This is a genomic window from Nostoc sp. UIC 10607, from assembly GCF_047228265.1.
In the GTDB taxonomy this organism is placed as follows: domain Bacteria; phylum Cyanobacteriota; class Cyanobacteriia; order Cyanobacteriales; family Nostocaceae; genus Nostoc; species Nostoc foliaceum_A.
This window is the reverse complement of the sequence record NZ_JBIQNW010000022.1, coordinates 80,513-103,206: the sequence shown is the minus strand read 5'-3', so window position 1 is coordinate 103,206 and position 22,694 is coordinate 80,513. Positions and strand designations below refer to the sequence as shown.

Annotated in this window: 19 protein-coding genes; 8 read left to right on the top strand and 11 right to left on the bottom strand. The window is 42.8% G+C overall.

Annotated elements, in window-relative coordinates:
• Positions 1 to 14: 14 nt before the first annotated feature.
• The 4 genes from ACEYW6_RS19465 (at position 15) to ACEYW6_RS19450 (ending at position 3,252) form a co-directional block, all read left to right on the top strand.
• On the top strand, positions 15 to 1,505 hold the full coding sequence (locus ACEYW6_RS19465; protein ID WP_412981025.1) for a hypothetical protein: 1,491 nt from the start codon (positions 15 to 17) through the stop codon (positions 1,503 to 1,505).
• A gap of 70 nt (positions 1,506 to 1,575) precedes the next feature.
• Entirely contained in the window at positions 1,576 to 1,809 is a 234-nt protein-coding gene (locus ACEYW6_RS19460; RefSeq protein WP_412981024.1) for a hypothetical protein, read from the top strand.
• Positions 1,797 to 2,243 carry a type II toxin-antitoxin system VapC family toxin gene (locus tag ACEYW6_RS19455; RefSeq protein ID WP_412981023.1) on the top strand — a complete coding sequence of 149 codons (447 nt, stop codon included), beginning with the start codon at positions 1,797 to 1,799 and terminating at the stop codon, positions 2,241 to 2,243. Before ACEYW6_RS19460 ends, ACEYW6_RS19455 begins: the two co-directional genes overlap by 13 nt.
• Positions 2,244 to 2,286: 43 nt before the next feature.
• Complete coding sequence (locus ACEYW6_RS19450) at positions 2,287 to 3,252, top strand: aldo/keto reductase (RefSeq protein ID WP_412981022.1); 966 nt, start codon at positions 2,287 to 2,289, stop codon at positions 3,250 to 3,252.
• Between the two features lie 34 nt (positions 3,253 to 3,286).
• On the opposite strand, the gene ACEYW6_RS19445 is transcribed toward ACEYW6_RS19450, so the two are convergent.
• The 7 genes from ACEYW6_RS19445 to purC form a co-directional block, all read right to left on the bottom strand.
• Entirely contained in the window at positions 3,287 to 4,540 is a 1,254-nt protein-coding gene (locus tag ACEYW6_RS19445; protein WP_412981021.1) for a DNA cytosine methyltransferase, read from the bottom strand.
• A gap of 182 nt (positions 4,541 to 4,722) precedes the next feature.
• Complete coding sequence (lpxB, locus tag ACEYW6_RS19440; protein ID WP_412981020.1) at positions 4,723 to 5,889, bottom strand: lipid-A-disaccharide synthase; 1,167 nt, start codon at positions 5,887 to 5,889, stop codon at positions 4,723 to 4,725.
• Between the two features lie 135 nt (positions 5,890 to 6,024).
• Positions 6,025 to 6,843, bottom strand: a complete 819-nt coding sequence (gene lpxA / locus ACEYW6_RS19435) for an acyl-ACP--UDP-N-acetylglucosamine O-acyltransferase (RefSeq protein WP_412981019.1) — start codon at positions 6,841 to 6,843, stop codon at positions 6,025 to 6,027.
• A 303-nt stretch (positions 6,844 to 7,146) separates the two neighbouring features.
• Positions 7,147 to 7,671: a 3-hydroxyacyl-ACP dehydratase FabZ gene (fabZ, locus tag ACEYW6_RS19430; protein WP_196513129.1), complete on the bottom strand. Its 525-nt coding sequence runs from the start codon at positions 7,669 to 7,671 to the stop codon at positions 7,147 to 7,149.
• Positions 7,672 to 7,770: 99 nt separating this feature from the next.
• Entirely contained in the window at positions 7,771 to 8,619 is an 849-nt protein-coding gene (gene lpxC / locus ACEYW6_RS19425) for a UDP-3-O-acyl-N-acetylglucosamine deacetylase (RefSeq protein ID WP_412981018.1), read from the bottom strand.
• Between the two features lie 204 nt (positions 8,620 to 8,823).
• Positions 8,824 to 11,307: a BamA/TamA family outer membrane protein gene (locus ACEYW6_RS19420; protein ID WP_412981017.1), complete on the bottom strand. Its 2,484-nt coding sequence runs from the start codon at positions 11,305 to 11,307 to the stop codon at positions 8,824 to 8,826.
• A 176-nt stretch (positions 11,308 to 11,483) separates the two neighbouring features.
• Positions 11,484 to 12,221 carry a phosphoribosylaminoimidazolesuccinocarboxamide synthase gene (gene purC / locus ACEYW6_RS19415; protein WP_190894592.1) on the bottom strand — a complete coding sequence of 246 codons (738 nt, stop codon included), beginning with the start codon at positions 12,219 to 12,221 and terminating at the stop codon, positions 11,484 to 11,486.
• 671 nt (positions 12,222 to 12,892) lie between these two features.
• On the opposite strand from purC, the gene ACEYW6_RS19410 reads away from it, so the two are divergent.
• The gene (locus tag ACEYW6_RS19410) at positions 12,893 to 13,168 is read left to right on the top strand and encodes a hypothetical protein (RefSeq protein WP_190894593.1); all 276 of its coding nucleotides are present in this window, start codon (positions 12,893 to 12,895) and stop codon (positions 13,166 to 13,168) included.
• 53 nt (positions 13,169 to 13,221) lie between these two features.
• Here the strand turns inward: ACEYW6_RS19410 and ACEYW6_RS19405 are convergent, their stop codons facing one another.
• The 4 genes from ACEYW6_RS19405 to ACEYW6_RS19390 all read right to left on the bottom strand — a co-directional run bounded on the left by ACEYW6_RS19405 (position 13,222) and on the right by ACEYW6_RS19390 (position 19,275).
• The gene (locus ACEYW6_RS19405) at positions 13,222 to 15,819 is read right to left on the bottom strand and encodes a GAF domain-containing protein (protein ID WP_412981016.1); all 2,598 of its coding nucleotides are present in this window, start codon (positions 15,817 to 15,819) and stop codon (positions 13,222 to 13,224) included.
• Positions 15,820 to 16,013: 194 nt separating this feature from the next.
• Positions 16,014 to 17,144, bottom strand: coding sequence for a glycosyltransferase family 4 protein (locus ACEYW6_RS19400; protein ID WP_412981015.1), 1,131 nt, complete (start codon positions 17,142 to 17,144; stop codon positions 16,014 to 16,016).
• A 275-nt stretch (positions 17,145 to 17,419) separates the two neighbouring features.
• Complete coding sequence (locus ACEYW6_RS19395) at positions 17,420 to 18,574, bottom strand: NAD-dependent epimerase/dehydratase family protein (RefSeq protein ID WP_190894684.1); 1,155 nt, start codon at positions 18,572 to 18,574, stop codon at positions 17,420 to 17,422.
• 170 nt (positions 18,575 to 18,744) lie between these two features.
• On the bottom strand, positions 18,745 to 19,275 hold the full coding sequence (locus ACEYW6_RS19390) for a hypothetical protein (protein WP_412981014.1): 531 nt from the start codon (positions 19,273 to 19,275) through the stop codon (positions 18,745 to 18,747).
• 223 nt (positions 19,276 to 19,498) lie between these two features.
• Between ACEYW6_RS19390 and ACEYW6_RS19385 the strand changes: the two genes are divergently transcribed.
• The 3 genes from ACEYW6_RS19385 (at position 19,499) to ACEYW6_RS19375 (ending at position 22,563) form a co-directional block, all read left to right on the top strand.
• Entirely contained in the window at positions 19,499 to 20,260 is a 762-nt protein-coding gene (locus ACEYW6_RS19385) for an FHA domain-containing protein (protein WP_412981013.1), read from the top strand.
• Positions 20,261 to 20,601: 341 nt separating this feature from the next.
• Positions 20,602 to 20,955 carry a hypothetical protein gene (locus ACEYW6_RS19380; protein WP_190894598.1) on the top strand — a complete coding sequence of 118 codons (354 nt, stop codon included), beginning with the start codon at positions 20,602 to 20,604 and terminating at the stop codon, positions 20,953 to 20,955.
• 96 nt (positions 20,956 to 21,051) lie between these two features.
• Positions 21,052 to 22,563, top strand: a complete 1,512-nt coding sequence (locus tag ACEYW6_RS19375) for an AAA family ATPase (RefSeq protein WP_190894599.1) — start codon at positions 21,052 to 21,054, stop codon at positions 22,561 to 22,563.
• Positions 22,564 to 22,694: the final 131 nt, after the last annotated feature.

The following is a 22,694-nucleotide window of genomic DNA, read 5'->3' as shown; positions in this document are numbered from 1 at the left end:
CGGATTTATTGGTTATGACACAGCTGAATCTTTTAGAACTTGCTAAACAGGGAGATGTACAAGCGATCGCATCAGTGATAAATTACCTTTTGAAACCAAAAAATATTACTGCAAAAGTAGTCTTGAAAGATAACTGCTTACAGGTAATGCTAGAATCTGTCCAAGTACCGGAGCAAGAATCATCAGTCACTTTTATTCGTAACCTAATAATAAAGTTAGAAGCTACGCCAATTAAGTCCGTAAAAATCTTTGGAAAAGGCAAAAGACAAACCTCAGTAGCTTGGATAGATTATTTAGATTTGGCTCCTGAGAATGAGGAGACTAAAAAAGATTCCAGTATTTTAGAATTAGCTAAACAGGGAAAATACGAAACATTCTCTCAAATATGGCCAGTTTGGTTTCCTTATCCTAGTTCTTGGTTTAGGGCAATTATTCTAGTTCCCATAGCTTTTCCTGGCACACGTTTAATAGTCTTTGGATTGACCGGAGTATTTATATCAGTTGTTGGCAAAAGCCCTATATTATTAATATTTTCTATTTTATTCGGCTTATTAATACCAACGATTTTATTAGCCTTTATATACCATATTTTCTGGTTTATTTGGCAAAAGTCTAAATCATTTAATAAAATACCTAAATGGATACCTACTTTCAATAGTTTATGGGCAGGTTTCTATGGCACAATAGTTATGGGATTATCTTTTATGCTAATCCTAACTATCTTTTCGGAACTAGCTTTTTATAATTGCAACTTTTACAATAAAATACCGGAATATTTTAATGGTTGTACGGGAAATTTAACAGGACGTGCAACAAATGGAGTTTTTTACAGTATTGAAAACAATGATTTTGTAAGTCAACGTTGGTTCATGATTTGGATGTTCACTGCCGCATATCTGTACCAATTAGAACACTTAGTAATAAAACGTTTAATTCCTAAACTAAAAATTTTACTCCAAAACTTTCAAACTAAACCTAAGAGTTACAGTGCTGATCGCACAGATTTAGAAATTGACAGATTGCGTGGTGACATGGGTCTAACCCAAATCAAAAAGGGTAAAAAGCATAATTTGCCTATAGAATCACTATCTAAAAATAATTATCAAATATCTAAAATCTTAAATAAAAAACTGCTGATATTTATGCTCTTTGTAGTGGTTGCCATCGGAATAAATTTATTAGCAAAAACTCCAAATTTGAAAGAAAAATCACCAATTTCTACAGCTTCTCCAATTATATTGCCAACTCCATTTACAACAATACTCACACCTCAACCTAATACATTCCGAGAGGCTGTTAATCAAGCAATGAGTGCTGCCAAAATAACCCAACTAGCAAAATCTCCAGATGAGTGGAAGACAGTTGTGAGTCAGTGGGAAGCTGCGATCGCACTTATGAAAGCCGTACCATCTTCTAGTCCCAATTATGCAATAGCCCAACAAAAAATTATAGAATATCAGAGAAATCTCAACTACGCTGAGAAAAATTCCCTTAGTAATAAGTAAAGCGATCGCACCTCAGCGTTAAACTAGAAAAAGCAGTGCGATATTCCGGCACTAATGAGGATAAACTATCATGCTTAATGGACTCAGGCAAAAGGCGATTGTCAAACCTGGCGGTATAGTAGAAATCTGTTCTCCAGAACTTCCAGCAGGTGCAACTGTCGAGGTGATAGTCCTTCTGGAGTCACCCCCAGAGCATTCTAAAAAACCTCTAACTAGCTTTCTCGGATCTGCTAAAGGTAGTTTTGCGACGCCTGAAGAAGTGGATAAGTTTATTCGCCAAGAACGAGATGCATGGGAATTCTAGATGCCATTCAAGGCACACGGATCTACCTCGATACCAACATTTGGATCTATGCTGTAGAAAGATATCCCGCATTCATCCAAGATTTAACTGAGTTATTCCAAAGTATTGATCAAGGTAACTTGAGTGTAGTAACTAGTGAATTATCACTTGCTGAAGTATTGGTAAAACCTTTCCAAAATCAGAACTTAGCTCAACAGACAACTTACAAACAACTGATTAGCAATTCTCAGAATTTAACAGTAATTCCTGTCAGTCGTCAGATTTTAATTGAAGCTGCTCAACTGCGTGCCAGTATTAACATTAAATTACCAGATGCTATCCATGCAACAACAGCACTTTTGGCTCAATGTTCTACTTTTCTAACTAACGATCGGCGCTTTCAGAGCGTCCCTAATCTATCAGTAATTTTGCTTTCTCAGATTAATTCTCCTTAGCTAAGATATTAGAATAAAAGTAATTTCGCCCCCGAAGCCAATCATGACAGAAGGAAAAACGCGGCGTAATTTCCTCATTACCAGCATTGCTGTGACTAGCGGTATTGTGGCAACTAATGCCTTACAGCAAAATGCTATCAACATCGCAACACCGCCAGCAGCTATGCCAGAACGGTTACTCGGACGCACGGAAGTAAAACTCCCTATCTTTGGTTTAGGAGGAGCAGGACAAACGCCGCTATCCTGGGAAGGAAAAGAGGGTGATGCTGTGGCAATTATTCAAAGAGCGCTAGAACTTGGCATTCGCTATTTTGATACAGCCGCTAGTTATGGGCCCAGTGAAGATTATTTAGGCAAAGTGCTACCACCCCATCGCTCAAAACTGTTTCTAGCAAGCAAGACTGATAAAAGAGATCGGGATGGTGCATGGCGAGAATTAGAGCGATCGCTTAAACGTCTCAATACAGATTATCTCGATTTGTGGCAGTTGCATCATGTCTCTTTTTCTGAAGAACTCGACACCATCTTTAGTGCATCTGGTGCAATTAAAGCTTTAGAAGAAGCCATACAACAAAAATTGGTGCGGTTCGCAGGTATTACCGGACATCACGACCCTCAAGTCATTGCCGAAGGGTTACGTCGCTATCCTTTCCACACTACACTGATTCCTGTGAATGCCGCCGACAAACACCACCCACGTCCATTTATCCCGGTAGTTCTACCAGTTGCTCAAGAAAAAAATGTCGGTGTGATTGCGATGAAAGTCCCGGCTTATGGTCGCCTGTTTAAATCAGGTGGGTTGACAGGTATGGAGCAAGCTTTAGGTTACACAATGTCTCAGCCTGGAGTTCATTGTTGTGTAATTGCGGCGGAGACGATTTCACAATTAGAGAATAATGTCAAGATAGCGCGGGCTTTTGTGCCTCTTAAAAAGGAAGAATTAACAGCGATCGCACTGGCGACTGCTAACATCTGGGAAGATAGTACATTTTTCCGTGCTTGGACTTAGCCCAACCTTGCACATATTACAAAGTGTATTCTTACTAGTCACACTGATAATATTGTGCCGCTTGCGACATATTAAATTGTAATAGCTTCTCCTCTCCCAACTTGTATCGGAAACTCGGCTTAAAAGGCGAAATATTCAAACTGCGAATAATTTCTGACGCCACAGCCTTTGCTAGTAGAGGTGGTACAGAGTTACCGACTTGTCGAAATCCGTGCCATTTGGTTACATGAAATCTAAACCAATCTGGGTAAGAGTGCAATCTCGCCGCTTCCCTGACTGTGATGCAGCGGGGCGTAATCGGATGAATCGGTCTAGGAGACGTGAAAGAACCTCTGTATTTGTCTGTTCCGGCTCTTAAAGTATTACAGACACCAGTAGGATGCAGCTTATAAAAACGACTAATTTTTTCTCTCTCGCCTTGTTGAGTCTCCTGAAAACGTTGAATAGTTTCCGCAGAATGTTTTGTTCTTAGACTTGACGAAAGTATTCGCAAATCATATTCACGTTTGTAAGAATAATCATCCTTTAGGCATTTCATACCACGAAGTATAAAAGCATAGCTGCTAGGTTTTTCGTATTCTGCTACAACCCAATCTCTTGTTAGTAACTCAGGATATTTTTCTATTTCTGGTAAATCTCTAATTGCATCCCATACTGTAGGACTTAATGGAATATCAGATTTTTTTTTAGAATTTAAATTATTTGGTAATGCTTGTTTAGTAATTGGTTGAGGGTATTTCGGTAACTCTACATCCTCCCTTGCACCTATAAGAAATAATCTCTCACGGGACTGTGGTACTCCATAATTTGCAGCGTTGAGAATTTGGTAATTTTCTTCTACTTTATAGCCGTAGATTTTAAATTCGCTAATTAAGCTTTGGAGGATTTGTTTATGTTCACCAACCGTTATCCCCCGGACATTTTCCATCACAAAAAATTTCGGTTTTAGCTCAAAAACTAGCCGATGAAAGTGAAATACCAAAGAATTTCGGGGATCATCAACAGCCCGTTTACCGATTAAAGAAAATCCTTGACATGGTGAGCCACAAATTACCACATCAATTTCGCGATCGCCAATCTTAGACCGATTCCTAATTTCTTCCCCAGTTGTATCCACAACACTTTTACATAACACTGAGCAATAAGGGAAGTTAAACTCATGTGTTGCACAGTGGATAGGGTCGATTTCCACAGATGCCAGCACATCAAAACCAGCTTGCTCAAAGCCAAGAGTCATACCGCCCGCGCCAGCAAACAAATCAACTGCGATCGCTCTTGGTTTTTTCATCTCATGAGCCATGACACCCCAATCTAATTCGTAATTTCTAATTCGTAATTCGTAATTCGTAATTCGTAATTACCCTATGGATAAATACGGGTTTCGGCAGATAATAGGTAGTTCGCACTTAATTTTACTCATAAATAAACTGATTGATTCTCTATTTTTAATTACGAATTACGAATTACGAACTACGAATTATTTGGTCGCATTTGCAAAATTTCTTGAGCAGCGCGATCGCACACGCCAATTTCTCCTAAACTTTGCCGCATTTCCTGATAATCTGCTAGAGTTTGCTCTCTGCGACTGGGATTGAGTAGCAGTTCCATCGCTGCTTGGATAATATTCTCTGGTGTGGCTTGCTCTTGTAAAAATTCTGGCACAATCGACTTCATCACTACTAAATTGGGTGGCGATGCAAAGGCTATAGAACCTTTGAGGATCTTACGAGCTATCCAAGCAGTCAAGCGACTCAGGCGGTAAACTACAACTTGCGGCACATTCAACAGAGCAAGCTCGAGGTTGACAGTACCAGATTTGCTAATGGCTAAATCAGCCGCAGCAAAAACTTCCTTTTGTTGACCGGATAGGACTGTAGCCCGCAAACCATAACTCTCAATAGCCTCCTCAATTGGCTGTCTATAGGCTTCCAGCGATAGGGGTATCCAGAAATGAACTTCAGGTAATTTAGCTTGAATAGTTTGGGCGGCTTGAAAAATAATTGGTAAAAGATATTTTAGTTCTTGGCGGCGAGAAGCGGGGAGGAGTGCGATCGCAATTTGTTCTGGTGCAATTCTCAGCATTGCACGGGCTGCTTGGCGACTGGGAGCATCTTGCATTCGGTCAACCAAAGGATGCCCTACCCAACTAACTTTTGCCCCTTGCTCGCGGAAATAACGGGCTTCCTGTGGAAAAATTGCCAACAGTTTGTCTGTAAAACCAACAATCCGGTTAGTTCTACGCAAACTTAATGACCAAGCCCACTCTTGGGGAGCAATGTAATACACTACAGGTACATCTGGTAACTGCCGTTTCATATAAGTCCCAATTTCCAGATTGGGAGTCATATAATCGATCAGCACCACTAAATCCGGTGGATTTTGTTTTAGGGAAGCGATCGCTTGTCGTTGCACCTGGAGAGTTGGTAAAACATAAGGTAGCCCTTCTAAAATACCCATTGAGCCAATACTACTGGTATTGCCCAGCAGTATTGCCCCAGCCTCTACCATTTTTTCGCCACCCAGCGCCACAATCTCTAAGTCCAACCCAATTGCCACAGCTTGACGCTTCAGCGCTGTAATTAGCAGCGATCCTTGTAAATCGCCAGATACTTCGCCAGTGCTGATAAATATCCGCATTTGATAATTAGTAATTAGTAAAAATTAGGAGTGAGGAGTTAGGAATGAATAGTTAGGAGTGAGTAGTTAAGAGTTAGGAGTTAAAAATTCAATTGATAACTCCTAACTCATAACTCCTAACTACTAATTCACATCTCACGATTCATCACTCGCGCCCTTTTTCCCCTTACCAGGAATCAAGCCACGCCTTCCTGGCATCTGAGAAAGTAGCAGGAAGCGGCGCAGATGTTGCAAGTCTTCGCTATCCCCTAACATTTCCAGTTGTTCCAAAGAATCCTTAAAGGACAAATCAGAACGGTAGAGAATACGGAAGGCTTTTTTGAGCGTTTGCAAATTTGCTGAGTCCATACCAGACCGTTTGAGTCCGACAAGGTTGAGGGTTCGCACCCGCGCTGGATTTCCCTCCACGAGCATATACGGAGCCACATCCCGGTCAATACGTGCCATACCTCCTACCATTGCGTGTCTACCGATATGCACAAATTGATGGACACCTAAAACCCCACTCAGCCTAGCGCGTGATTCTATATGGACATGACCTGCCAACGCTACAGAGTTAGCAATCACTACTTGGTCTTCAATCACACAGTTATGAGCCACATGGACATAAGCCATTAGTAAGTTACCATCGCCAATCACCGTTGCTTCACCAGCACCAGTAGCGCGGTTAATAGTAACGTACTCACGAATCAAGTTATTATCACCAATTTTGACCCAGGTTGGTTCTCCTACAAACTTGAGATCCTGGGGTTCCATGCCGATGGCTGCACCTGTAAAAATCTGATTTTGCGCCCCAATTTCACAAGGCCCCTCTAGCACTGCATGAGCGCCGATTATTGTTTCAGGGCCCACTTTGACATGCGCTCCAATCACAGCATAGGCACCGACTTGCACTGTATGGTGGAGTTCCGATTTTGGATGAATTACAGCAGTTGGATGAATTAGCGTTTTCAAGGGTGAATCTCCAGAACTGTCTTGATAAGTCAGCGCCAGGTAGGTTTCTGAGGCAGGGTGTTACTCTGCTTAAGAGAGTTGTACAGACTGCCATCCTATCGAGGCGACTGGTAGAGCGTGAAGTATTTCAGTGAACGAAAGTGTCGGGCAAAGCAAGTTAAGTGTGTTTGCGAGTGCGTTTCGTAAAGAGGGCGTCGAAAATCAAGAAATTATCAGATGCTGTTGTGGATTTTTTTAACTGTTATCCTTTTCAGGATTCAGTATGGGCATTTCACGGCTATGCCATACCACGAAAGCAAACTTTTAGTTAACTAGGGAAAACATTAATTCCCCTTCACAAGCAAGTTGACCGTCAACTTCGGCACGACCTTGCATCTTACCGAAACGACGTTGTTTTACCCATAACAGTTCCACTGTCATGACTAGTTGATCCCCCGGTACAACCTGGCGGCGAAAACGAACTTTATCGATACCAGCGAAGACGAACAGCCCGCCTTCTACCGAAGACATTTGAGTTAGCACAATGCCACCAACTTGTGCCATTGCCTCGACAATTAGCACCCCCGGCATCAGTGGGCGTTCAGGGAAATGCCCCTGAAAATGGGGTTCGTTGATAGTGACATTTTTGACACCAACAGCTTTTTCACCTGGAACGTAGTCAATTATTTTGTCTACAAGTAAAAATGGGTAGCGGTGGGGTAACAATTTCTGAATTTCTTCAGATGTGAAAGTTGTTTTAATCTCAGAACTGATTGTAGTCTCATTTATAGCCTGTGGTTCGGTAGATGTAGTTGTATCGATGGTATTCACTTCAGTGAGGATTGACATTGGCCGTGTAGTTGATTTTTCATTTTAAAGTTAAATAGGCAGGCGTATATCCAAAGCCTTGATAATCCTAGATTTTAAGCTTTAGTTCTAATCCAAAATCTAAAATCCCAAATCTAAAATTCTTTGAGCTAGTTGAATGTGTAAATTGTGACTAGCTTTATACGCCAAGAAATGAGCACGAGGAAAAGTTCCTAGTAAACTTAAATCTCCTACTAAATCCAAGATTTTATGACGGACTGGCTCATTTGCAAATCTCAATGGTGGATTTAGCCAGCCTTCTGGTCCACAAACGAGTGCATTATCTAAGCTGCCACCTTTTATTAACCCTGTTTTTTGTAAGTGTTCAATTTGATGCAATAACCCAAAAGTACGGGCAGGAGCAATTTCCCCAGCAAAGCTAGCAGAAGCTTTTCCTACTTCAGCGGTTAGTGACCAACTGTGCCATTGATTACCAATGGCAGGCAGGTCAAAATCAATACCATAACTAAAGCGGGTTTCTGGTGCTGGGAGGGCACATACAAATGCATCCCCTTGATAGACCCATATTGGTTCTATAACAACCAAGGGGGCTTGGTTGTTAACGGGTTGTGATACTAAGCCAACTTGGGCAATATTGGCTGTCCAGACACTTGCTGAACCATCTAAAAGGGGGACTTCTGGACCATCAATTTCAATCCGGGCATTATCCACACCCATACCCGAAAGTGCTGCCAATAAATGCTCTACTGTGCGAACAGATATCTCAGCCTTACCCAACTGAGTTGAAAGAACAGTGTGACTAACTGCCCCAACTTGGGCTGGAATGATCGGCAAATCCGGTAAATCCACCCGCACAAAGTAGCGTCCACTTCCCGCCTCCGCTGGTAGTATCCGCACCTGGGTACTCACACCGCTATGCAGTCCCACCCCTACTTGGATGATTTCGGCTGCTATAGTGTGCTGTTGCATAGCCGAAAAGTCAATATATGTCGTTTAGTATTGTTCATCGTCTGTTTTGGTAGAATCCCTGATATTCCCCTAAAAATGTCATTAAACCCTTTATCGGAACAGTATTGAGGTAAATGTAAAAATTAGCAAGCTAATTAGGAAAAGAGAATTGTCATTAGTCCTTTGTTATTCACCAATGACCAATGACTAATGACTAATGACAAATTAAAATCTTTCGCCAATACCGAAATTAATCCGGCTATCACCGTCATCGTTGATACCGTAGTCAATACGAATTGGCCCCAATGGAGACTGCACGCGAACACCGAGACCATAGCCGTAGCCACTTCCGTTCTTATTGAGCACTTCAGCTGCCTGGGTACTAGTTCCCAGGTCACTGCCAATATCAAAAAATAGTGCGCCGCTGACTACTGAAAAAACTGGGAACCGATACTCAACTGATGCTTGCACATAAGAGCGTCCACTACCTAATGCTCCTTCTTCATAACCGCGAACGGAGTTACTACCACCAATGGTAAAGGCTTCGTAGGGTGGCAAGTCACCGAGGATGGTTCCTGCTTGCAGATTAAATGCTAAGGTTTGTGCGCCTTTGCTGAGGCTAATCAATTGGACGGGTAAATATTGGCTGTAGCTACCCCGCAATCTGGTAAGTAAAATGTTGCCTTGTCCTATAGGCACCGACTGATCTACACCAAAGCGGAGATAAGAACCGCTAGTGGGTTGCAAAGGGTTATTACGGAGATCGCGCTGTGCACCTAATTGCAATAGCACTAAATCGTCTTCACCTGAACCAGAGAAGCTAAGTGGAATTTCGCCGCTGGTGCGGTTCCCATTATCGTCAAAAACCGCTCCTGTTCTTCTGAGGTTACCATCGGCATCACGGGCGGAAACTCTTTGATACTGGAAACCGGCTGAGGCTGTCCATACTGAACTTTGGTAAGGATTAGCGGAAAGGGGACGGGTAAAGGTAACACCGCCACCTAGACGGAGAATGCGGGGGCGATCGCCTTCATCTGTTTGCCCCTCTTGAAATGTCCTAATATCTTGATCTTTGCCATCAAAGATCAACGAAATGGAACTCCGGCGAAAAAGATTGGTTGTGTAGGAAGTCCGGTAAGGATCTCCCGCAATCCAGGGGTCTGTAAACCGCACGTCAAACAGCAGTTCCCGTTCTCCCACTTGTACTTCCGCTCCCAGTTTTTGGTTCCTACCGTTCAGGTTTTGCTGTTGATAGCTAACTGTTCCGAAAAGTCCGCTAGCAGAACTAATCCCTGCCCCAGCTGCAATCGAACCACTGCTGCGTTCAGCTACATTGACTACTACATCCACTTTGCTAGGGTCAGTACCAGGGTCAAGGGACACATTCACATCTTCAAACAGTCCCAGTCCATACACGCGCTGTAGGTCTTTTTGTACTGTGTTGCGATTGAATATTTGTCCTGGCTTCAACTCCAATTCTCGTGTAATGATGTAATCCTGTGTGCGTCCCCGAATCGGTTGTCCCTTCTCGTCTGTCTCTTGACCATCTTTATTGCGGAATCGGACTCTAATGTTTTCTACTACACCTTCTGCTACTTGTAAGGTAACAACTCCGTTTTCAGAGACTTGTGGTGCTCCAATCACGTTAGCTAGCACATAACCTTGGTCTTGATACCGTTTGTTTAACTGTTTGATGCCTTCTTGTAAGTCACGCAAGTTGAGGATTTTGCCATACTGCTCCCGAAATACTTCATCCACTGTATTAGCTGGGAGTACGGAGGCAACACCAGTGCCAGGATTGGCTTGCACTTCAACTTTGCTCAGGACGGGGTTAGGCTGTACAACAAAGCTCACCCGCACTCCCAAAGGGGTATCTTCTGGCGCTGCTTGAACATTGGAGAAGAAGCCAGTACCAAAGATGGCGTTAATATCTTCTTGCAGTTGGCTGCGGGTTGTCGTTCGCCCTGGTTGGGTACGAATTACTCTGTAAACTTGGTCTTCCAATTCTGGTGGTAGTTGCCCAGCTTGCGATCTAACTACTACTTCCGATACCAGTACGCGGGGGTCATTGGCTTCTGGGGCTGCGTTGGGTTGAGTGTCTCCCGGAGTTGTCGGCGGGTTAACATTCTGGGGACTGGGAGTAGCGCCTGGGCTTGGGGCAGGTGTTCGTTGTTGACCATCGGGCAATGGAAGATCAGGAGCGGTAGATGGTTCGGGAGTTGTAGGTAATAAAGGTTCCGTTGTTGGTGGATTGACATTTTCTGGGACTGGAGTAGTCTCAAGAGTTGGAGAAGGCGTTGGTTGTTGAATTTCTGGCGGTGGAATGTCTGGAGACGGAGACGGCTGTTGAGTAGGGCTAGGATCTATTTGAGAGGTTTGTGCCGTTGTTGACGTTGTGGAGATTGGCACTATTACTTCTGGTGCCGCGTAGGCGTAGCCCGCCGCAGGCATCGCTGCTGGATTGGCAGGGTAAACTGCGACAATGCGCGATTTATCCGCCTCCATAACCCCTGTGGAATTAGGCCGAGATTCTATAATTTTACTAGAGTCACCCTGACCAGTGTCCTTTTCTGGCTGCTGATTAGTTTCTGGTGTCAAAACTTCTGTTGTCTGTTTTGAACTGTTGGCGGTTTCTGCATTTGCACTCAATGAACCGCCCAAAGGGGCTGCAATTGCTACTACTGCCAGCAATACGGGAGATAAACGCATTTTACTTATGATTCCTCTTCACGACCACACACACACCATCACAAGGCAATAATGCCCTCATGCCAAAGGTAAAACTCAAAACATAATTTTTTTCTTTTGCTTTTTTACTTTACAAGGCAAAAGGCAAAAGGCAAAAGGCAAATATAATTCCTTCTTACCTTTTGGTTTTTACCTGTTTAACTTGTAGTTTCTACTGCTTTTAGCACTCTTTGTAAAACCTCCTGGTAGGCATCCTCTACATTTCCTAAGTCTCGGCGAAAGCGATCTTTGTCCATTACCCGCCGATTTGAGTCCTCTTCTGCGATATCCCACAAACGGCACGTGTCGGGGCTAATTTCGTCTGCCAAGAGCAACTGCTGTCGTGAGTCCAAACCAAACTCTAGTTTGAAGTCTACTAGGGTAATACCGCACCGCTGCCAAAAGTTATTGAGAAATTCGTTGATTTGCAATGCTAGATGTGTAATTGCGTCTACTTGTTCCGCAGTAGCTAGTTCTAGCAGGTAAAGGCGATCGCGTGTCAACAAAGGATCTCCTAACTGATCGTTTTTGTAATAAAACTCAACCAAAGGCTGTTTCAGAATTGTACCCACTGGTAACCCTGTTTGCTGACACAGACTGCCAGCAGCAATATTTCTGATAACTACTTCTAAGGGTAAAATCTTTACTGCTTTAACCCGCATCTGATTCGGGGTAGGGCTGTCAATAAAGTGAGTCTTTATACCATTTGCCTCCAACTGTTTAAAAAGCTGGCTGGAAATGCTACAATTAATTTTTCCTTTCCCTTGAATACTGCCACGCTTTTGGGCGTTAAACGCCGTGGCATCGTCTTTAAAATCGGCCAACAAGACTTCGGGATCGTCCGTTGTATAGAGAATTTTTGCTTTGCCTTCGTATAACTTGGAATTAACAGACATGGTGGCAGGTAAAGTTTTAGGCGATGGACAAAAGTTGTCCTTTGAGGCTTCACCATTTTATCTTTAGTTATTAACTATTAGCCATTGGTGATTATTTAAGAGGATCTAAGGACCCGAGTAATTGGGCAGAGGTGCAGAGAGGAAAGATTTTCCCTCAGAATAACCCGCTCCTTTCTCCATTGCCTCTTTTGGGCCAATCGTCAGTAGAAAGCTGCTAAAGATTCACAACTAAATCTCTAACTTTTAACAGACGACAATTGGCTTTGGTGCATAGTATGTTGACCTCAGTAGTTTCACCTGCAAAAAATTGTAATTATTTTTGCAAAAACAATTACAAAAATATACGGGTGTGTTTTAATAGCTTCTAATTCAGGGTTTCGACTGAAGTTAACTACAATTTGAAGTGCATAACTTAAGATGAGGTAAATTGACAACCGGGAGGACAATCAAATATTCTCTTTAGTTACTTTAACAGAAACTTGTTTTGTAACATTTACAACAAAACTATTTCAAGCTTCATCTTCTAGTCTCAAAATCTGAATCAACCAATTCCTGCATCACTAATTGGAAAAGGGGTTGGATGATTTGATTTCCCCAGTCTGGCAAAAGAAAGATTAGGTTAGCTAGTGATTCAGCTTCAGAGATTCAAAACAGAAGGAGAGTTGAATAAATTGGAGAACAAAATAGTGAACAAGGATGATTTTCTCTATCCTCGTGGTCGCTACTACGGTCAGGTAAAGCCAGAAAACTTGGTTTTTAATGCAAATCTACAGGAATTTGCTCAACGAGTAAGCTACATTTGCAACCTAGAAACAGGTGGAAAACTACCTCCAGGTGAAGCTTACGAACAAATAAAGGATCTATGGAAACAGTTGAAGCGCTCAAAAAAAGAGCTAAAAATTGGTGAAGACCCATTTCAGGATGACCAGGGGGAGGTTCAAGGTTAAAGTGGAGACGCAAAGATACAGGGACTGATAACTCCTAACTCTTTGACTTAAAACTACTTAGTAAGCATTGCCCAGACACCATCCCACAATTCTGGGGGCGGCGTTTGTTGATAATTACGCGCACGTTCTAGGTGGATATCAACAGCTTGGTCTTGTGATTGGATGCATTTGGCGGCTTCAAAACAGGCGATCGCTTGTGAGAAGTTGCGCGATAAATAAGCAGCGCGTCCAGTATGATAGTGGAATAAAAACTCTTGGGTTTTGGCATCTAGAGGAGTATTCCGATCGCCAATTAACTCGTAGATATTAACTGCCTGGTGTTTCCCTTTGACTCGGATTTTATCTAGCTGGCGCACCCAAATGCGATCGCTGCAAAGCTGGTAAGTAAATTCACTTAAGAGAATATCACAACCATAATCCTTAGTTACTGCTTCCAAACGCGAACTCAAATTTACGCCATCTCCAATTACGGTGTAATCCATCCTTTTGCGGGAACCAATATTACCCGAAACCACTTCCCCAGAACTAATCCCAATGCCAATACGAATTTGTGGCTGGGCCTGGATAATTCGTCGCTGGTTAAATTCCTCTAAGCGTTGTCGCATATCTAACGCTGACTGCACAGCCCTCCAAGCATGATTTTCTGTCAGCGGTAGCGGCGCCCCAAATACTGCCATTAAGGCATCACCAATAAATTTATCGAGAGTACCCTCGTAGTTAAAAACCGCCTCCACCATTGTTTCAAAATACTGATTGAGCAGCAATACCACTTCAGCTGCACCGAGATTTTCTGTAAGTGTTGTGTAGCCCCGGATATCAGAAAATAAGATAGTTACTTCCTTACGCTCACCCACCATCAAAGCATCTTCCCCCAGAGCCATGACTTGTTCGGCTACATGAGGCGTTAGGTAGCGGGACATGGTAGTTTTCATCCGTTTTTCCTGGCTGATGTCTTCCAGCACTACTAAACCACCTCTGACACCGCCTTCTGGGTTAGTTAGGGGATTAACAGTGAGATTCGTACTGCGTTCTAATTTTTGCACCTCATCAGCGGTGAGAAACTCAGATTGAGGAGTGAGGGGTAGATTCCAGGGAATGAAAACATTGGGATTAGTGCGATCGCGTACTGCTAAGATTGAATCTTGATTCCTAAATTTCGATTGTTGAGTCTCACTTTTAACTCCTAACTCCTCACTCTTAACTTGAGAAACTCCCACTATCAAACTTTGCTCTGGAACATAATGTTTAGCTCCAGTTTTTAAACTATCTTCTAGCCGCATTTGGAGATTTTCAATCGGCACAACTTCCCAAACTAGGCGACCAATCAAATTTTGTTCCCACAAAAGCTTGTTGTTCTTGCTATTAACGTCTTTTATAGAACAACCTAGTAACTCCAGGGCTGCATCATTAATCGTGACAATTCGTCCTGCCATATCTGTAGAAATCACAGCATCTGAAAGACTTTGTAAAATGTCTTTTTGATACTGTTTTTCTAACAGCACATTTTCAAACAGGCGGGCATTTTCTAAAGCAACTCCTGCCTGGATATTAAAAGCCCGCATAAACTCTTCATCAGAAGCAGTAAAACTGTTTTGTTGCTTATTAATTAATTGTGTGACCCCAATTAATTCATTTGCAGAATTAAATACTGGCAAACACAGGATATTGCGAGTGACATACCCAGTTTTTCTATCTGTAGTCGGGTCAAAGCGGGGGTCTTTATAGGCATCGGAAATATTTAAGGCTTCACCTGTGGAAGCCACATAGCCAGCAATGCCACGGTTAACGGGAATGCGAATTTCTATCAAGTTTGTGCCATCTGCCGCCGCTGCCACTTTTGTCCAGAGTTCGCTCATCTCCTTACGATATAAAAACAGTGTGCTGCGGTCTGCTTGCATTAAAATTCGAGCTTGCTCCATAACTATCTGCAAAGTTGCTTCTAAATCGAGACTTTGCCCTAGCGTCTGAGTTGCCCGCAACAAAGCGGTTGCGCCTCGTTGATTGCGAGCTGCTACATAAAAAGATTGGCAACTTTCCAGAATAATACCAATAGAAGCAGCGAAGTCTCGAAACCGTTCTTCATCATCAGAATTAAACGGAACATTCCCGGTTTTATTAGCCAGTTGCACTACCGCGACAGTCTGGTTTTTGCTACTGATAATAGGCATACATAAAATATTATGGATTTTGTAGCCCATTTGTTTTTCAAGTTCTGGGCTAAATAAGGGATGAGTATAAGTTTCAGATATATTTAGATATTGACCTGTGCTAGCAACATGACCGGGAATACCTACTGTAATAGGAGTCCGAATTTCTAAGAATTTTTGGGTATTATCCTGGGGAACTTTAGACCACAGTTGACCTTTGTCATAGTCAACTAAAAAAATAGCTGTGTGTTCTGCTTGCAGGATTTGACCAATTTTGAGTGTGATAGCTTCTAGCACCTTCTCCAACATAGTTTCTAGAGCTTCATTATTAATCAGTTCAATGGCTCTAAGAAATTGCTGGAACTCAGCAGTTATGAAGTCCAGTAAGCAAACAAATTCATTAACAGATAAGTCTTTAACACGACGCAGTAGGGCGTGAGTACGATTAACTTGAGTAAGTTCAGTTAATGTAGCCAAAACGCTGCCAGGGTTGGGGAGTGTCACGTCGCTTCGCTCCGAATTCAAAATTCAAAATTCAAAATCAATAATCCCCATAAAAAAGAAATGGGCTTGTATCATGAGTCTGTTTCGGTCATAGGAATTTTAGATTTTGGGCATGGGGCATGGTTATGTTCCTTGTCCCCCTTGTCTCCCTCATCTCCCGATAGACGCGATTAATCGCGTCTCTACCCACTCCCCTATTTTGTCAACTGTTGAGAAAATATCACCTTTTGGTAATAATCTTGTAGCTGTCTGGTGGCAGATGGCCAACCCCAACTCTCTGCTTCCTGGCGAGCATTTTGACGGATGATGTCTCGTTGTTGTTTTTGTTCTAAGAGGCGAATAGTAGCAGCAATCGCTCCTTGAACATCTGCTGTTGGCTCAAAAAGATATCCATTTACCCCATCTGTCACAATATCGGGAATCCCACCCGAACGGGCTGCTACCACCGGACAGCCAGCCGCCATTGCTTCTAGTAGTACTAAGCCTAGTGTTTCTGTACGGGAAGGAAAGATAAAGGCATCAGCACTCGCAAAGGCAGAACCTAACTCTTGCCCCATGAGATATCCAACAAAATAAGTGTTTGTGCCAGCAAAGTGTTTTTCCAATGCTTGACGGTGGGGCCCATCCCCAACCAATGCTAACCGCGCTTCGGGAATTGCTTCTAAAATTGGTTTGATGCGCTCAATTTCTTTTTCAGCGGAAAGCCGCCCCACGTAAAGTAGTAATGGACTTTCTGGATGATTTTTTGATAGGCGCGATCGCATCTTTACACTAGCTAAATCTGGGTGAAATAATTCAGTATCCACCCCGCGTTGCCATAAATCTACACGTTCAATACCATGTGCTGTCAGTTCCTCCACCATTGCTGTCGAGGTACACAGATTTAAAGCTGCTTGATTATGAGCGCCTTTCAGCAGTTCCCAAAGAAAACCTTCCAGCATCCCCAAGCCGTAATGCTGGAGATATTGGGGTAAATGCGTATGGTAAGACGCTACTAAGGGTATTTTGAGGATTTTGCTATAAAATATCCCAGACAAACCTAAAACTGCTGGATTCACAACATGGATAACATCTGGCTTGAACTCTTCTAAGGCGTACCCAATGGCTGGGCGGGGAAGTGCCATTTTCAATTCTGGATACAATGGCAGAGGAAAGCCAGTAACGCCATAAACTTTAGCGCCTTTGTGTTCTGTGATGCCTCCATCAGGCGCAATCACCAGCACTTGATTACCATTACGCTGTAAATGGTCAACAGTATGGCGCAGGCGCGTTACAATGCCGTCAACCTTGGGTAAAAAGGTTTCGGTAAATAGAGCAATTCTCATATAAAACTATTCAGTACAGGCAAATAATCTCAGCTTAAGAATCTATTTTGCTAACAAACACAGAGTAAACTGTCTCCTGCACTGTAATCAATTCTGCACAGCCAGACTTAATATTTTGCCCCTGCTTTTGTACAAAGTCTGAGATGTCCTCGATGTAAGCAGCTAATAGTTGATTACGTAATCTTAAACTGAATAGCGCTTTATGCATGATAAATCACAATTAAATAGTCGTCATATTGTGCCAAAATATGACGACTATTTTTAAGCCAGTTATCCTAAGTTCTATGCCAAGAGACTTTGGGCAGAATTTGTTTGTGATCAACTCGTTTCTGATACTTGATCGCAAAGTTTAACAGAGAATCGAGCAAAGAATCAGAGAGCAAATGTGGCTCTAAACCTAAATCGAGCAATTTAGTGTTTTTAGCGTTGAAGTAATGTTCTTCTTTCTCGACTCTGGGATTATCTAGGTGATTGATTTCTACATTCAATCCCATAGTGTTACCAGCTTTTTTCACCATCAATGCCAAGTCGCCGACGCTGAATTGCTCGGTAAATTGGTTAAATACGCGGAATTCACCAGCCTCGGCAGGGTTAGCGATCGCTAATTCCACACATCGTACTGTATCCCGAATATCCAAAAATCCGCGAGTTTGTCCGCCTTTACCGTAGACAGTTAAGGGGTGTCCAATCGCTGCTTGAATACAAAAGCGGTTTAGTGCTGTACCAAACACACCATCGTAATCCAGCCGATTAATCAATAGTTCGTCCATCCCCGTTTCTTCGGTTAAGACGCCATAAACTACACCCTGATTTAAATCCGTTGCCCGCAATCCCCAAATCCGGCAAGCAAAGTGGATATTATGACTATCATGGACTTTGCTTAAATGGTACATTGAACCGGGCTGCTTGGGATAAGGTAGGGTATCCTTGCGTCCATTGTGTTCAATGGTGATATACCCTTCTTCAATGTCAATGTTGGGTGTACCGTATTCACCCATCGTCCCCAGCTTTACCAGATGACAGTCGGGGAAATCTTCCCGCATGGCGTACAGCAAGTTCAACGTACCAACTACATTATTTACCTGAGTAACAACTGCATGTTCTCGGTCAATCATGGAAAATGGGGCCGAACGCTGTTCACCAAAATGCACCAGAGCATTTGGCTGAAATTGCTGTAATGTTTTATGGAGAAATTCGTAATTAGTAATATCGCCGATGAACAAATCGATAGATTTACCCGTCAAATCTTGCCAGCGCTGGAGACGTTGCTGAATTAGTGCGATCGGAGTGAGAGTTTCGACACCTAGTTCATTATCCCAGTGCCGCCGCACCAAACTATCTAAAATTCCAACTTCATAACCTCGATTGGAAAGGTAAAGAGCAGTTGCCCAACCGCAATATCCATCACCACCAATAACCAGGACTTTCATCTTCACCAGTTTTTACTCGCTGATAGCTAAATCTATCAGGTTTCTGTACCCTCTCAATCATCATTCTGAGAGAGATATGGATTTAGGCATCTGGGGAAGGAGTGGGGAGACAAGGAGGACAAGGGGAACAAGGGGGACAAAGAAAATAACTATACCCAATACCCAATTCCTTAAAACTTGGAAATCTGATACTGCTCGGCAATGTAATAAAACAAACGATAGTAATTTTGAAATTCTTGGCTCTTGCTTCGTCCCCGCCAGTAGTATTTTACTTGACTATGAATTAGTGTCAGTGTCATCGAACCTACTCGTTCATCAACTTCTACAACCATTACCCCAGATACTCCTTGGGCGGTCTGAAAGTTGGAATTTATCTTTTTCGCAGACTCTTGTTCTGTAACAATCGAATTTGGTGGTTGCTGACTTGCCCACCCCCGAATTTCCACGGTGTTATCCTGTGGTGAAATAAACGCAATTCCATCATCATTTTCTGGAACAGCTAAAGAAGTCCAGTTACTTGGATATGGAAATTCAAAGCCGTAACGAGAGTTACTGTAAGTTTTCCAGGCGATCGCTCCGGCGTTAAAATCATTTGCAGTACAACCCCACAGGATTACTAACAGCGCAATAACTCCGCTAACGCTGGCGGCAAACCTATAAATTCTTCGTCCCAAACTACAGGTTTTACTAGCAGTAGCCATTTACATTACAAATTTTGCCAAAGTTACTGATTTTTATAGAAGTACCAGAAACTCAGATCAATACCTTCGCCAATTTACTAGCTATTCCCGAATCCGTAAACTGCTCAATAAACTTCACCTAAAGAGCGCTCATTAAAAATTGAATATTTTTTCAGGATATTTACCATTCTCTTTTGAGTTATCAGTAGAGGAAGCTCAGAGAAGGTGCTTTATCACACAAACTATGTCCAGCGCATCTCAGACAGCCGAGCTAACTTTGGAGCTTTTTCATTTCCAAACCAACACATCTTTGCAATTTCCACCGAATCTTTCTGTAATTTACATCGGTAAGCCCAACGACCAAAAACCACCAGATATTGATATCTCTGGCTTACCAGATTCGGATGTAGTATCTCGCATCCACGCGCAAATTTGGGTAAATGGGGATGAATACCATATCACCGATTTGGGCAGTTCTAATGGTACGTATCTTAATGGTGCGAAACTTCAACCTCAAGTTTTTTGTCCACTGCATCCAAAAGACAGAATTTCGTTTGGGCAGGGTGAGAAAATAACTTTTATGTTTAGGGTGCAGCAGCCCTCTGTATCTGCCACAAAAAATCCTACGCCAAACTCTGCGCCGACAAAAATTTCAGCCTCTACCATCAGTAAAGAAGAGGTAGATCAAGTAATCTTTGCCAGTAAGCTTATTGGCTTAGGGCTAATCCTAGCAGGCATTACATTTTTAAGTACAAGTATTTATGTGAGCGTCTACTTACGCAGTACACCTGGAATTTTGCTGTGTATGGGAGGTGTAGTAGCTCTAAATTGGGGTGGGCGCGATAATCGGAAATTGGGATGGGTGTTGATTGGCATAGGAATTGCTCTATTCATCGCCAGTGGTGTTGTAATCGGCTCTGTATCACTTTTTTCTATGCTGGATGTCATTCGCTGGCATCTCTTGTGGATATCAGTTGTTTACAACCGGAAAGGTGTTCAACTTTAATCCGCTTACGCTACAAATAGTGAAAAAATAAGCCAACTCAGGCAATTATTAAATTAGCGATCGCTAATTCATGTTCTGGTAGAAATCTTAGCTGCTCCCTTAACCAGAAGATCACACACCCAAGTTATTAATTTCTGTTGGTTTTTTAAACAGCTTTGATAAAAGACTTTTTATGTGGCAAAAGTGCTGGCCCTGGTAAAAAGACAATACCCAACTGTATTTCCGCCTCTAATGTAAAAAAATGTAACAAAACTAGCGTCAAAACGTTTTGCTGTCTTGACAAGCAAGAAAAGAACCGATACCTTGATATACATACCCGGGTAAGACCGTTAAAGAGTTATATGCAAACGCAAACTAAGCAAAAGGTCACTTTGTATTTATCGCCAGAGTTGCACAGAAAACTGAAGATTCGTTCAGCAGTAGATTCTGAGCCAATGTCAGAACTTGCCGAACGTGCCCTTGGTTTTTACCTGTCTCATTCAGAATTAGTTGACGAGTTAGAAGATTCTTCTTATGGGCGGACTCATAGAGTTTATTCATGCCCAACTTGTGATAGCTCGCTAGTCTTACGTGATGGGGAACTGGTTACTTTAGGCAATCAACCAGGGGTAGTTGGTCAAGAACATCTTTCCATTGATGAAATGGATGAAGATGAAACCAATCCCAAGGGTGAGGAAGAGTTAGTTCCTTGCTAGATAAATAGGAATCATGAATAAATAATTCATAATTCGGTTGTCTTTACCAGAAGCAATGTCTCTACTGTCTCTATAAGGTCTCAAGTAGGTCGATGTATGAAAGAAGAGCTCAATATCCTAATTCAAGCTCAATACCCTTTAATCTACCTTGTGACCTCCGAGGAAGAGCGGGCTGAGCAAGCAGTTTCCACGATCGCCCAGTTGTTAAAGCCCCAGCGCCGAGTATTTGTTTGGACAGTAACACACGGCATTGTGGAGTATGGTCAACCTCGGAATGTCACCCAACATAATACGGTGTCTCCAGAGGCGGCGATTGAGTGGATAATCCGGCAGAAAGAACCTAGTATATTTATTCTTAAAGATTTACACCCCTTTATTGATGCGCCTGCAACAAACAGATCGTTACGTGATGCGATCGCTAGCTTTAAAGGTACGCAAAAGAACATCATTTTGATGTCGCCGATGCAACAAGTACCTATAGAGTTAGAAAAAGAAGTTGTTGTTATCGACTTTACACTGCCAGATATGGCGGAGTTGAATAAAGTACTGACTCAGCACGTAGACCAAAATCGTGGTCGGCGGTTGACAACAGAAGCCAGAGAAAAACTTCTGAGAGCAGCTTTAGGTCTAACTAAAGATGAAGCTGAGAAAGTCTACCGAAAGGCGCAGGTAACTACAGGGCGTTTGACGGAAGATGAAGTAGATATCGTTTTATCTGAGAAAAAACAACTAATTCGGCGCAATGGAATCTTAGAATACATTGAAGAAGATGAAACCATTGATGCTGTAGGTGGCCTAGAAGAGTTAAAAAGATGGCTCAAGCAACGCTCTAACGCTTTTACAGAAAGAGCGAGAGAATATGGTTTGCCTCAACCAAAGGGGATGTTAATTTTAGGAGTTCCCGGTTGTGGTAAGTCATTGATTGCCAAAACTACTTCCCGACTGTGGGGTTTACCACTTTTGCGGTTGGATATGGGGCGAGTCTACGACGGCTCAATGGTGGGACGAAGTGAGGCAAACTTGCGGAATGCCCTGAAGACAGCAGAATCTATTTCCCCAGCGATTTTGTTTATCGATGAATTGGATAAATCCTTTGCTGGTAGTGGAGGTTCCTCCGACTCTGATGGGGGAACATCAAGCAGAATCTTTGGCTCTTTCCTCACATGGATGCAAGATAAGAAATCTCCAGTGTTCGTGATGGCAACCGCCAATAGAGTAGAACGCTTACCTGGCGAGTTTCTGAGGAAAGGACGCTTTGATGAAATTTTCTTTGTGGATCTGCCAACACCAGAAGAACGGCAGGATATTTTCAATATCCACCTGACTAAGCGCCGTGAAGACATCTCTAGATTCGATCTTGAGCAACTAGCCAAGATGTCTGATGGCTTTTCTGGGGCAGAAGTTGAGCAAGCGATCGTTGCGGCAATGTATGAAGCTTTTGCCCAAGATCGGGAGTTCACCCAACTAGATATTATTGCTGCACTGAAGGCAACATTGCCGCTGTCTCGAACGATGCAAGAACAAGTAACGGCTCTGAGAGATTGGGCCAGACAGCGCGCACGCCCCGCAGCATCCTCCGTAGCTGAATATCAGCGAATGGAGTTCTAAAGCTTTCCTCTGCCATCCCAGGGGGAAAGGCTAGCTCTGAATGCTAGCAGTTATAAAAAAAGCCGCATCCTGCTAACGCGGCTTCGCCCAAAACAAACCGTTGTCGTTTTTCTCAATCTTCTCATTGGAGG

Bases quoted from the DNA above. Each gene is read 5' to 3' on its own strand.
- ACEYW6_RS19460 (WP_412981024.1), top strand. From the start codon at position 1,576: ATGCTTAATGGACTCAGGCAAAAGGCGATTGTCAAACCTGGCGGTATA.
- ACEYW6_RS19450 (WP_412981022.1), top strand. From the start codon at position 2,287: ATGACAGAAGGAAAAACGCGGCGTAATTTCCTCATTACCAGCATTGCT.
- lpxB (WP_412981020.1), bottom strand. From the start codon at position 5,889: ATGCGGATATTTATCAGCACTGGCGAAGTATCTGGCGATTTACAAGGA.
- purC (WP_190894592.1), bottom strand. From the start codon at position 12,221: ATGTCTGTTAATTCCAAGTTATACGAAGGCAAAGCAAAAATTCTCTAT.
- fabZ (WP_196513129.1), bottom strand. From the start codon at position 7,671: ATGTCAATCCTCACTGAAGTGAATACCATCGATACAACTACATCTACC.
- lpxC (WP_412981018.1), bottom strand. From the start codon at position 8,619: ATGCAACAGCACACTATAGCAGCCGAAATCATCCAAGTAGGGGTGGGA.
- ACEYW6_RS19400 (WP_412981015.1), bottom strand. From the start codon at position 17,144: ATGAGAATTGCTCTATTTACCGAAACCTTTTTACCCAAGGTTGACGGC.
- ACEYW6_RS19390 (WP_412981014.1), bottom strand. From the start codon at position 19,275: ATGGCTACTGCTAGTAAAACCTGTAGTTTGGGACGAAGAATTTATAGG.
- ACEYW6_RS19455 (WP_412981023.1), top strand. From the start codon at position 1,797: ATGGGAATTCTAGATGCCATTCAAGGCACACGGATCTACCTCGATACC.
- ACEYW6_RS19445 (WP_412981021.1), bottom strand. From the start codon at position 4,540: ATGAAAAAACCAAGAGCGATCGCAGTTGATTTGTTTGCTGGCGCGGGC.
- ACEYW6_RS19385 (WP_412981013.1), top strand. From the start codon at position 19,499: ATGTCCAGCGCATCTCAGACAGCCGAGCTAACTTTGGAGCTTTTTCAT.
- ACEYW6_RS19380 (WP_190894598.1), top strand. From the start codon at position 20,602: ATGCAAACGCAAACTAAGCAAAAGGTCACTTTGTATTTATCGCCAGAG.
- ACEYW6_RS19420 (WP_412981017.1), bottom strand. From the start codon at position 11,307: ATGCGTTTATCTCCCGTATTGCTGGCAGTAGTAGCAATTGCAGCCCCT.
- ACEYW6_RS19375 (WP_190894599.1), top strand. From the start codon at position 21,052: ATGAAAGAAGAGCTCAATATCCTAATTCAAGCTCAATACCCTTTAATC.
- ACEYW6_RS19395 (WP_190894684.1), bottom strand. From the start codon at position 18,574: ATGAAAGTCCTGGTTATTGGTGGTGATGGATATTGCGGTTGGGCAACT.
- ACEYW6_RS19465 (WP_412981025.1), top strand. From the start codon at position 15: ATGACACAGCTGAATCTTTTAGAACTTGCTAAACAGGGAGATGTACAA.